Source organism: Microcystis sp. LEGE 00066, from assembly GCF_015207925.1.
In the GTDB taxonomy this organism is placed as follows: Bacteria; Cyanobacteriota; Cyanobacteriia; order Cyanobacteriales; family Microcystaceae; genus Microcystis; species Microcystis ichthyoblabe_A.
Window position 1 is genome coordinate 1 of the sequence record NZ_JADEVX010000152.1, and the last position, 10,626, is coordinate 10,626.

Annotated in this window: 9 protein-coding genes and 1 pseudogene; 4 read left to right on the forward strand and 6 right to left on the reverse strand. The window is 44.6% G+C overall.

What is annotated here, in order from left to right:
* Positions 1 to 102: pseudogene (locus tag IQ224_RS17755) on the forward strand (IS5/IS1182 family transposase); the annotation flags it as partial.
* A gap of 593 nt (positions 103 to 695) precedes the next feature.
* Here the strand turns inward: IQ224_RS17755 and IQ224_RS17760 are convergent.
* The 6 genes from IQ224_RS17760 to tig all read right to left on the reverse strand — a co-directional run bounded on the left by IQ224_RS17760 (position 696) and on the right by tig (position 6,013).
* Positions 696 to 884: a peptidylprolyl isomerase gene (locus IQ224_RS17760; RefSeq protein ID WP_110980648.1), complete on the reverse strand. Its 189-nt coding sequence runs from the start codon at positions 882 to 884 to the stop codon at positions 696 to 698.
* A 15-nt stretch (positions 885 to 899) separates the two neighbouring features.
* Positions 900 to 1,757, reverse strand: coding sequence for an alpha/beta fold hydrolase (locus tag IQ224_RS17765; RefSeq protein WP_084989801.1), 858 nt, complete (start codon positions 1,755 to 1,757; stop codon positions 900 to 902).
* Positions 1,758 to 2,101: 344 nt separating this feature from the next.
* Entirely contained in the window at positions 2,102 to 2,308 is a 207-nt protein-coding gene (locus IQ224_RS17770; protein WP_004157391.1) for a hypothetical protein, read from the reverse strand.
* Positions 2,309 to 2,329: 21 nt separating this feature from the next.
* Complete coding sequence (clpX, locus tag IQ224_RS17775) at positions 2,330 to 3,664, reverse strand: ATP-dependent protease ATP-binding subunit ClpX (RefSeq protein WP_036401487.1); 1,335 nt, start codon at positions 3,662 to 3,664, stop codon at positions 2,330 to 2,332.
* Positions 3,665 to 3,671: 7 nt separating this feature from the next.
* Positions 3,672 to 4,373 carry an ATP-dependent Clp endopeptidase proteolytic subunit ClpP gene (gene clpP, locus IQ224_RS17780; RefSeq protein WP_004157387.1) on the reverse strand — a complete coding sequence of 234 codons (702 nt, stop codon included), beginning with the start codon at positions 4,371 to 4,373 and terminating at the stop codon, positions 3,672 to 3,674.
* A gap of 245 nt (positions 4,374 to 4,618) precedes the next feature.
* Positions 4,619 to 6,013: a trigger factor gene (tig, locus tag IQ224_RS17785; RefSeq protein WP_194033290.1), complete on the reverse strand. Its 1,395-nt coding sequence runs from the start codon at positions 6,011 to 6,013 to the stop codon at positions 4,619 to 4,621.
* Between the two features lie 323 nt (positions 6,014 to 6,336).
* Between tig and IQ224_RS17790 the strand changes: the two genes are divergently transcribed.
* The 3 genes from IQ224_RS17790 to IQ224_RS17800 all read left to right on the forward strand — a co-directional run bounded on the left by IQ224_RS17790 (position 6,337) and on the right by IQ224_RS17800 (position 10,468).
* Positions 6,337 to 7,374, forward strand: coding sequence for an aspartate-semialdehyde dehydrogenase (locus tag IQ224_RS17790; RefSeq protein ID WP_194033291.1), 1,038 nt, complete (start codon positions 6,337 to 6,339; stop codon positions 7,372 to 7,374).
* A 212-nt stretch (positions 7,375 to 7,586) separates the two neighbouring features.
* Positions 7,587 to 8,477 (forward strand): 4-hydroxy-tetrahydrodipicolinate synthase, encoded by an 891-nt coding sequence (dapA, locus tag IQ224_RS17795; RefSeq protein WP_194033292.1) that lies wholly within the window; start codon positions 7,587 to 7,589, stop codon positions 8,475 to 8,477.
* A 242-nt stretch (positions 8,478 to 8,719) separates the two neighbouring features.
* Positions 8,720 to 10,468, forward strand: a complete 1,749-nt coding sequence (locus IQ224_RS17800; RefSeq protein ID WP_002745130.1) for a ribonuclease J — start codon at positions 8,720 to 8,722, stop codon at positions 10,466 to 10,468.
* Positions 10,469 to 10,626 lie beyond the last annotated feature (158 nt).

The window sequence follows — 10,626 nt, forward strand, 5'->3', positions numbered from 1 at the left end:
TCCTGTAAATATCGGAATCGTCGTCGAAGATATAGTTTAAGAGTTAACTTGTTGGCGGCTATTTATAACTGTGAGTTAGGGATAGGTATAGCAGCTTCTTAAAAGTTGCCTAAAGATTAATCAAGTCAAGGAGAATTTATTCTCAATTTTTATAATTGAGATAGTTTGTGCCGCTTAAATAAAGAGGTTTTGAGGTTCTTCGGTTTGTCTTATGCAATAGACGGGAGTTATAAGGGATGGAACCCTTATAGAGAAAGACATTGGGCGATTTTTGTCAATTGTTTTTTATCTAAAGCGAACTAATCAATTAAATCCCTTACCAGATAAAGATTTTGTTGATTTATGCCCCCCTATCGAACCATAACAAGTAACGAAGAGCCGGTTTTGATAACCAAATTAAAGCAGCTCTAAAGAGTTTTGAGTTAAAAGTTAAACTTCAAGTTTTCATTCAGGACGAATGTACTGATTAACTAATTTTTTTGGGAAAATTAGTTGGCCCATTATTATAACATATAATTAATTTGCAAGAGTTCTTTTCAAAATAGTCCTAAAAGTCCTGACCAGTAAGCATTTAACCTTACATAAGCAAAAATTATCACACAAATTTGAGAAGAGCCCAGAAGGTAAGAGGTAGTTAGATATGTGTAATTAATTTTGCTTAGGTACTTATCGTCCAATTCCGGCTGTATAATTTCCTATACAAAAATCAAGCTTATCCCTTTAGCTTTCACAATAGCTTTAAGCAACTGAGGAGGTTTCGTAGCAAACACAGCAGCAGATATTTCTGGTTTTAAATCCTGGCGACGCTGTACCCCCAAATATCCACCCTGACGGCGTAACTCTTTATCCTGAATATACTTGTCAGTCACATCATTGAAACTCATTTCCCCTAGCAAACCCTAATTAATTTCCAAAAAATCTCGCAATTTTTGTAGATAAGTAGGGGCATCTTCTAACATGGGAAAGTGAGCGGTATTAGCCATTTCCACATACTGGATATTATTATTCAAATCCGCCGCCATTTTGCCCATTTTGGCGGGGATAATAATGTCTTTTTCCCCTGATACTAAAAGAGTTGGTATCTTAATCTCGGCAAATTTACCAGGCATAATTTCCACTGCTTTTTTACTCACAGATGTATAAATTGTGACTAGGGCGGCCTCGTAATCTGCCGCTAAAAAATCTTCTAAAAAAGCAATTCTTTCTGATTTTGGGATTGATCGATGCAAAAATCTCGCCATAAATAATTGATCGGCAAAAGGTACTTTTAAAAACCAATCATAACGAAACTGTACTACATACTTACCGAATTTATGGAAGGCAGCAAAAGCCGCTTTATTATACTCAAAAATGCCATTACAGGTTAAAACTGCTTTGACCACTCTTTCGGGGTACATAGTAATAAAAAAAGTCGCTACCGATGCCCCCATAGAGTGACTATTGAGATAGATTTTTTCAATTTCTAAACTATCTAAAAACAAGGCCAAATCAAGGGCATATTCTTCTAAATCGTAGGAAAGATCAAGAGATTTTTCTGGCAATTTAGACCGACCAAAACCGCGCATATCGTACAATAAACAATCAAAGCGATCGCAAATTGCCGCAGCGGTTGATCGCCAATAGCGTCCCGATCCTCCCCAACCATGAATAAACACCATAACCGGCTTTTTCTGGGCAGATTCTGACCCCCGAATCCACTCGTAATAGTGGGGAACACCGCGGACAGTGATTGTTTTATCGATTATTTGAGTTTTCATGATAGTTAAGTAGGGAGGCACAATTATTTGTAGGATGGGTTAGCGGTAGCGTAACCCATGCAGGCGTTGGGTTTCATGCTTCAACCCAACCTACGTTCATCTTATATTTAATTCCACCCACCTACTTAAGTAGGGAGGTACAATTATTTGTAGGATGGGTTAGCGGTAGCGTAACCTATGCGGGCGTTGGGTTTCATGCTTCAACCCAACCTACGTTCATCTTATATTTAATTCCACCCACCTACTTAGATACCTAGCCATCCTCGTCAAGAGTTTTGCCAACGTCGCGCATCTGTGTCCGATAGTCGTCCGATTCTCTTAAGGAGTAAGGAACGAGAACGATTTCAAGCTTCCAGTAATCGTTCATAGATGTCGTCTTCCAGATTATCCCAAATCTTAGCCAGTGCAGTTTCGCTGACTTTTTGCCAGAAGTCCGAGTTTGTCTCCTCCGGGATGAGGGTGACTAGAACTCTAGTACCCTCTGGAATCGGCACGGATTCGAGGAGTTCGATCCGGCCTTCTTTGACAATTGCGGAAACGGTATTGAGCATGGTTAACCTCGATTTTTCCCCTTAAGCGGATTCTTGACTGGGTAGAGAGGAAGGATGAACCAATAGATCCGCCGTGGAACGTTTTTCCACCATTTCGCGGGTGATTAAACAGCGTTTCACGTCCTTGCGCGAGGGCAATTCGTACATGACATCGAGCATTAATTCCTCGACAATACCCCGTAGGGCCCGGGCCCCGGTTTTGCGACGATAGGCCTCTTGGGCGATCGCTAGGACGGCATCAGATTTAAACTCTAACTGTACATTGTCCATCTTCAACAGTTTTTGATACTGTTTCACCAAAGCGTTGCGGGGTTGCGTCAGGATAGCGATTAAAGCTTCCTCATCCAGGGGTGAAAGCGCCGCTAGGACGGGAATCCGACCGACAAACTCCGGAATCATGCCAAATTTGACTAAATCATCGGGAGTCATTTGTTTTAATAACCCTGCCGCCACCTTATCCTTACTAGCTTGGCTATCTCCCGGTTGAATAAAGCCCATGGATTTTTTACCGAGACGCTGATCGATCACCTTATCTAAACCGACAAACGCCCCACCGCAGATAAACAGGATATTGCTGGTGTCAATCTGAATACAATCCTGATAGGGGTGTTTGCGGCCGCCTTGGGGGGGAACATTGGCGATCGTTCCCTCTAACATTTTCAGTAAAGCTTGCTGTACCCCTTCTCCGGACACATCCCGGGTAATCGAGGTATTTTCGCTCTTGCGGGCAATTTTATCGATTTCATCAATGTAGATAATGCCCCGCTGCGCTTCTTCCACGTCTAAATCTGCCACTTGTAACAGACGCAAGAGAATATTTTCCACATCTTCCCCCACATAACCGGCCTCGGTTAAAGTGGTGGCATCGGCGACGGCAAAAGGTACATCGAGGATTTTAGCCAGAGTTTGAGCTAGAAGGGTTTTTCCCGATCCTGTGGGACCAATTAACAGAATATTGGATTTTTGCAGTTCGATGCTATCTTCTGGACTACCGCCACCGGCTTTTTGGGTTTGGATATCTTTGAGGCGTTTGTAATGGTTATAAACGGCCACCGAAAGCACTTTTTTCGCCTCATTTTGACCAATAACGTAGTCATCGAGGTGTTTTTTAATCTCTCTTGGTTTGGGAATTTGTTCCCAAGTGGTTTTGTTTTGGCCCGATCGCCGTTTGTTGGGACGTTCCTCCACTGGGGCGACCGGACTGGGCGGTTCCATCAATTCCTCATCGAGAATTTCGTTACACAGTTCCACACACTCGTCACAGATATAGACCCCCGGCCCGGCGATTAATTTTCGCACTTGTTCCTGGGATTTGCCGCAAAATGAACACTTGAGGTGGGAGTCGTACTTAGACATAGTTTATTTACAGGGAAGTAACGGGAACGGTAGGATCGGGCAGTTCGGGACGGGAAATCACCAGATCGATTAACCCATATTCTTTGGCTTCGACGGCCGACATGAAAAAGTCCCGTTCGGTGTCGTTGGCGATGCGATCGTAGGGTTGACCAGTGTGGTGAGCCAGCATGGTATTGAGTCTCTGTTTAATATAGAGGATCTCTTTGGCCTGGATGGCGATATCACTAGCTTGACCTTGGGCGCCGCCGAGGGGTTGGTGAATCATGATCCGGCTACTGGGTAGGGACATCCGTTTACCTGCTGCGCCGCCGCAAAGCAGGAATGCTCCCATACTAGCGGCTAAACCGAAACAAATTGTCGCCACGTCGGGGCGAATTTGTTGCATGGTGTCGTAGATAGCTAGTCCGGCATAAACGGAACCACCGGGGGAGTTGATATAGAGTTGGATATCTTTTTCGGGATCTTCTGCCTCCAAGTAGAGGAGTTGGGCGACGATCGAATCAGCGACCTGATCATCGACGGGAGTTCCCAAAAAGACAATTCTCTCGCGCAGGAGTCGAGAATAGATATCAAAAGCCCGTTCACCCATGCCAGACTGTTCGATTACCACGGGTAAAACGTTAGCTAGGGAGTTTCTCCCCGTGTTGGCGTAGATAGCAGGGCGATAATTACTGGTAATTGGGTAGTCAGGTGATCTCGATTCGAGCATAATTTTTTCGGTTCCGCTATCACAATCTTAGGGTTTTTGCTTGGCTGTGGAGCTTTTACTGGCAAATGTTAAGCATCTTTAGCACTTCTGTCCATCTATTATGCCCTAAGTTTCCCCCGGTTGGCAGGAATCAGTTATCAGTTATCAGTGAGCAGTTATCAGTGATCAGGGAATGGGGGAATGGGGGAATTCAACCAATACCCTAAAACCCCAACACCCCAACACCCAACACGACTGCTAACTCCTTACGGTTCTTCCTCGGCTGCCAACACTTCCACTTCGGTGAATGCGAAGGTTTCTTCTGTTTCCTCCTCCTCGCTTGTTTCTTCCTCTAGGGAACCTTTGGGGACGAGGGTGATAGTAGCTTTTTCCTTCAGCCATTCTAGGGTGTTTTCCGCTAGGATTTCTTCGGTGATCACCTGTTCCAGACGCTGCCTATCTATGTCGCGATCGGACAATTGGGCCATGATTTTAGCGATTTTTTCCGTTACCGCTTCGGGACTGACTTCAATGCCGGCGACTTTAGCCAATTCTTGCACCACCAGAGTCTCTTTCAGACTTTCGATCGCATCGGGACGGGTGCTTTCCCGCATTTTGGGAATATTATCTTTTGTAAACAACTGGTTGACATCTAGCCCCATTTGTTGAAATTCCATGAAGCTTTGGGTCAAAATATGCGTCACTTCCTTTTCGATCAGCGTCTCCGGTAAATCTAAAGTCGCACCTTTGACCAATTCCTTGGTTAAAGCGTCATAAATGCTTTCTTTGGTTTCCTTCTCCGCTTGTTCTTGGAAGCGTTTCTCTAAACTTGCTCTTAATTCGGCGATTGTTTCCTGATCGCTGACTTCTTGGGCAAAATCGTCGTCAAGCTCTGGTAATTCCTTGGCTTTTAACTCTTTCATCGTAATGGTAAAGATTACCGCTTTTGCTGCCACATCCTCTTTCGGATAATCTTCCGGGAAAGTTAAAGTCATCTCTTTGACTTCTTCCGGTTTCATGCCGATAATTCCTTCTACCATCCCCTCGATAAAGCGTCCTGCTTCCATATCCACCCGCAGATCTTCGCCGTCAATATCCGGGATATCCTCGCCGGTTTCGGCGGATTTTCCTCGATAATCAACAATCGCCACATCTCCTAGCTGCGCCCCGCGATCTTCCACGGGAACCAATGTCGCTAACTGTTCTTGACGCTCTTTAAACCAATTTTCCACGGATTCGGGATCATAAACGGTTTCTTCGGCAGTAACGCTCAGATTTTCGTAATCTCCGAGAACAATTGTCGGGGCCACATCCACGGAAACTGAAAAAGTCAAAGCTTTACCCGGTTCATAGGCAGCGATCAAATCCTCAAACTGAGACAATAGCTGGGGATTACCCAGGGACTCGATCCCCTCCTGTTTTAGGGCAGATTCGAGGCAATTTTCGATTAATTCCTCAATTACTGCCGCTTTTACCGCTTTAGTTCCCAATCTTTGCAGAAGAATCTGACGGGGAACCTTACCGGGGCGAAAACCGGGTATATTGGCCGACTTCGCTAAATTATTTACCACTTTCTCGTGGGTGTTTTTCGTGGTTTCGGCGGGAATTTCAATTTCTAAACCTATCTGACTGGCAGGAAGCTTTTCCTGAATAACTTTCATTGATTTTTCTAGCTCTTACGACAAGGAACGTTTATAATAGGGTGAGCGGTGTTTACGCCTGCGGTGGATCCGTCCCGCTCATGATATTCTAGGGGAATAGCTGCAGTTGCTCCCCAAGCTGTCACAATCTTTTTATTTTAGCGGTCAATGGGGTATATTTAATTTATTCCGTCCTTGGGCAGTTAAGCCCAATCAGAAAATTTTACTGATCAAAAGCCGATCAATCCAAGCTTGAGAATAACTCGGTGGACAAAAAAGATTTTTTACTGTAACGATTTCTTCAGACCATTATCATCACCCAACTCGTCAGGAGGTAACACAATTTGAGTCAAAAAGTACGGGTCGCTATTTTAGGGGCCACCGGGGCCGTGGGAACGGAATTACTAGAGTTATTAGCTAGTCGTCAATTCCCTCTCGCTAGTCTAAAATTACTGGCTTCCGAGCGTTCTGCTGGAAAAACCCTCGATTTTCAGGGCGAAAGTCTCCTCATCGAAGCGGTAAACGAGCGCTCTTTTCAGGACGTGGATATCGTTCTCGCTTCTGCGGGAGGATACACCTCGAAAGCTTGGGCGAAAACTATTGTCGAGTCCGGTGCGACGATTATCGATAACTCCAGTGCTTTTCGCATGAATCCCGAAGTGCCTTTAGTTGTCCCAGAAATCAATCCCGACAGTGTGGACAATCACCGGGGCATTATCGCTAATCCCAACTGTACGACAATTCTTTTAGGAGTGGCGATCTGGCCTCTCCACCAAGTACAGGCGATCGAGCGAGTAGTAGTTTCTACTTATCAGTCCGCTAGTGGTGCTGGAGCGCGAGCAATGGAGGAGGTAAAACAGCAAGCACAAGCAATTCTTGACAATCGGCAACCCCCCACTAATTCCTTCCCCTATCCCCTCGCTTTTAATCTTTTTCCCCACAATACCCCGATTAATGGTCAAGGGTACTGCGAGGAAGAAATGAAAATGGTCAACGAAACCCGCAAGATTTTTGCTTGTCCAGAGCTGCGGGTTAGCGCCACCTGTGTGAGGGTTCCCGTCCTGCGGGCTCATTCGGAATCGGTTAACCTAGAATTTAGTCGGCCTTTTTCTGTGCTGAAAGCCAGAGAAATTCTTGAGTCTGCTCCGGGGGTAAAATTAGTGGAAGATTGGGACGCTAACTATTTTCCCATGCCAATTGATGCTACCGGTCGCGATGAAGTATTAGTGGGACGCATTCGTCAAGATATCTCCCATCCTAATGGTCTAGAATTATGGCTATGCGGCGATCAAATTCGCAAGGGTGCGGCTTTAAATGCTGTACAAATTGCCGAACTTTTAGTTAAGAAAAATCTCGTCGGTTCAAGATTAGCAACAGTTTGATAATTAAGCTATCAGCCATCAGCTAGACCAAGGCAATGATAACTAGAAAAATCGCTAATTAATCGGACAAATCCAGTCTTAAAGCTGATTGCTGATCGCTCAAAAACTGATAACAAAGACCGAATCTAAAACCTAATTTGTTAAGCTAAAAGCTTCAATGTATTTAGTTGATAACCTTTTTTTGCTGATAACTGATAACTAATAACTGATCAATGAGTGAAACATATTTTGGACGAGTAATTACGGCGATGGTGACACCCTTCACCGTCGAGGGTCAAGTTAATTATGGGATGGTGGAAAAATTGGCCGATTATCTAGTTACCCACGGTAGCGATGGTATAGTGGTCTGTGGGACAACGGGAGAATCACCCACCCTAAGTTGGCAGGAAGAATACGAACTATTTAGTATTGTCAAAAAAGCGGTTAATGGTCGGGGAAAAGTGATTGCGGGGACGGGTTCTAATTGCACTTCCGAAGCGATCGAAGCGACCCAACAGGCTGCTAAACTGGGTTTAGATGGTTCTTTACAAGTGGTTCCCTACTACAATAAACCTCCTCAAGAGGGTTTATACGAGCATTTTCGCACCATTGCCAAAGCTTGTCCCGATCTGCCAGTAATGCTTTATAATATCCCTGGTCGTACTGGTCAAAATATGACCCCAGAAACGATTATTAAACTGGCAGCAGTTGATAATATTGTGGCGGTAAAAGAAGCTAGTGGTAATTTAGAACAAACCTGCAAGATTTACTGTCATACCCCTGAAAATTTCGCTATTTATTCCGGCGATGATTTTCTCACCTTACCCCTAATGACCTGTGGTGCGGTGGGGGTGGTTAGTGTTGCTAGTCATCTGGTGGGAGAAGAAATTCAAGGAATGATTCAAGCTTTCTTAACTGGAGATGCGGCCAAAGCGATCGAGATTAATTTGAAATTATTTCCCCTGTTTAAAGGTTTATTCTGTGCCACTAATCCAATTCCAATTAAAGCGGCCTTAAATCTAGTCGGTTGGGAAGTGGGGGGTCTAAGACTTCCTTTATGTTCCTTAAGTCCCGAATTAGAAGAAGGATTAGCAAAAATCATGCAAGAATTGGCTTTAATCTAGAAAAATACTAGAAATTCTTGCCCACTAAACTAGGATTTTTTCGAGAAATAGGTTATAATATTAATAGCTTCACTAGAAGAAAAGAAATATAGTTTAGAACAGCCAGAAAGTATTGATACTAAGTGAATTTAACTAGGTGTTGTTTACCTAGTTCGACTTATTCTAACTATTCATTTTTTGAGATTTCCCGTCCACAAAACCAACCTGAAAAATCACCATAACTTACCATCAAAGGATGCCTAATGAGTCAAGATAAAACCCAAGCAAAACTAAAGATCATTCCCCTAGGAGGATTACACGAAATCGGCAAAAACACCTGTGTTTTTGAATACGATGATGAGATTATTCTCCTGGATGCTGGTTTAGCTTTTCCTTCCGATGATATGCACGGGGTCAATGTAGTGCTTCCCGATATGACTTATCTAAGAGAAAATCGCCATAAAATTAAGGGTATGATCGTCACCCACGGTCACGAAGATCATATCGGTGGCATTCCCTACCATCTCAAACAATTTGATGTACCAATTATCTACGGTCCGCGTCTAGCGATGGCTTTATTGCGGGATAAATTGGAAGAAGCAGGATTGGCAAATCGTACCAAATTAGAAACCGTTGCTCCTCGGCAAATGGTGCGTTTAGGTAAATCTTTCATGGTGGAATATATCCGCAATACCCACTCGATCGCCGATAGTTTTTGTGTAGCAATTCACACTCCTTTAGGGGTAGTTATTCACACAGGAGATTTTAAAATTGACCATACTCCCGTCGATGGTGAATTTTTTGATCTGCAAAAAATTGCCGAACATGGCGAGAAAGGGGTGCTATGTTTATTGAGTGATTCCACTAACGCGGAAGTACCCGGTTATACTCCCTCGGAAGCTTCCGTTTATCCCGGTTTAGAGCGGGTTTTTAACCAAGCAACGGGACGGATTATGATCACTACCTTTGCTTCCTCGGTGCATCGGATTAATCTGGTGTTGAAATTGGCCCAGAAATTTAACCGGAAAGTGGTGGTAGTGGGTCGATCGATGTTAAATGTCATCGCTCATGCGCGTAATTTGGGGTATATAAAATGTCCCGATGATCTGTTTGAACCCTTAAAAGCGACCCGCAATTTAGCCGATGAAAAAATCGTCATTTTAACCACAGGATCCCAGGGAGAAACTTTAGCGGCCATGACGCGGATTTCTAAGGGTGAACATCCTCATATTCGTGTGCGTCAGGGAGATACGATTGTCTTTTCCGCTAATCCGATTCCGGGTAATACCATCGCTGTGGTCAATACAATTGATCGCCTGATGATGCAGGGTGCTAACGTGGTTTACGGACGCGATAAGGGAATTCACGTTTCTGGCCATGGTTCCCAAGAAGACCATAAATTGATGCTATCTTTGACCCGGCCGAAGTTTTTTGTGCCAGTGCATGGAGAACACCGAATGCTGGTCAAACACGCTCAGATGGCCCAAAGTATGGGTATTCCCGCCGAAAATATGGTAATTGTCAAAAATGGTGACACGATCGAGTTAACGGGCGATCGCATTGCTATCGGCGCGCCAGTGCCTTCGGGAATCGAGTTAGTCGATCAAGCGGGTGTGGTCCACGAACACATTATGCAGGAAAGACAACAGTTAGCCGAAGATGGTGTGATTACGATCGCCGCCTTCGTTAACGCTGAGGGACAATTAAGCGCACCTCCAGAGATTAATTTGCGCGGTGTGGTGACAAAAGTGGAAATCCCGCTGCTGAATCAGTTAATTATTCGGGCGATCGAACGCTGTTTAAGCGATCGCAGTAGTGAATTTAAAACTGCCATGGGGGACCCAGATTGGGCCGGTTTGCGGGCCGAAATCGAGACGACTTTGCAACGTTTAATCAAACGGGAGTTAAAGAGTCAACCTCTAGTGATTTTCCTCCTGCAAGCGGCGGCAACGGAACCAGCGAACAATCGTACTTATCGCCGCCGCCGTCCCGCAGCTACCATGGCCTCCTAATGGCAGTGAGTCGTCAGGAGACAGGAGACAGGAGACAGGAGACAGGAGACAGGAGACAGGAGACAGGAGACAGGAGATAGGAGATAGGAGATTATTTCTATTTATTCTCCCCTTATTCTCCCCACACCCCATCAACCCATCACCCCACTCTCCCACAC

Excerpts from the sequence above, each read along its gene's own strand:
- IQ224_RS17760 (WP_110980648.1), bottom strand. The coding sequence starts at position 884 with ATGAGTTTCAATGATGTGACTGACAAGTATATTCAGGATAAAGAGTTA.
- IQ224_RS17765 (WP_084989801.1), bottom strand. The coding sequence starts at position 1,757 with ATGAAAACTCAAATAATCGATAAAACAATCACTGTCCGCGGTGTTCCC.
- IQ224_RS17770 (WP_004157391.1), bottom strand. The coding sequence starts at position 2,308 with ATGCTCAATACCGTTTCCGCAATTGTCAAAGAAGGCCGGATCGAACTC.
- clpX (WP_036401487.1), bottom strand. The coding sequence starts at position 3,664 with ATGTCTAAGTACGACTCCCACCTCAAGTGTTCATTTTGCGGCAAATCC.
- clpP (WP_004157387.1), bottom strand. The coding sequence starts at position 4,373 with ATGCTCGAATCGAGATCACCTGACTACCCAATTACCAGTAATTATCGC.
- tig (WP_194033290.1), bottom strand. The coding sequence starts at position 6,013 with ATGAAAGTTATTCAGGAAAAGCTTCCTGCCAGTCAGATAGGTTTAGAA.
- dapA (WP_194033292.1), top strand. The coding sequence starts at position 7,587 with ATGAGTGAAACATATTTTGGACGAGTAATTACGGCGATGGTGACACCC.
- IQ224_RS17800 (WP_002745130.1), top strand. The coding sequence starts at position 8,720 with ATGAGTCAAGATAAAACCCAAGCAAAACTAAAGATCATTCCCCTAGGA.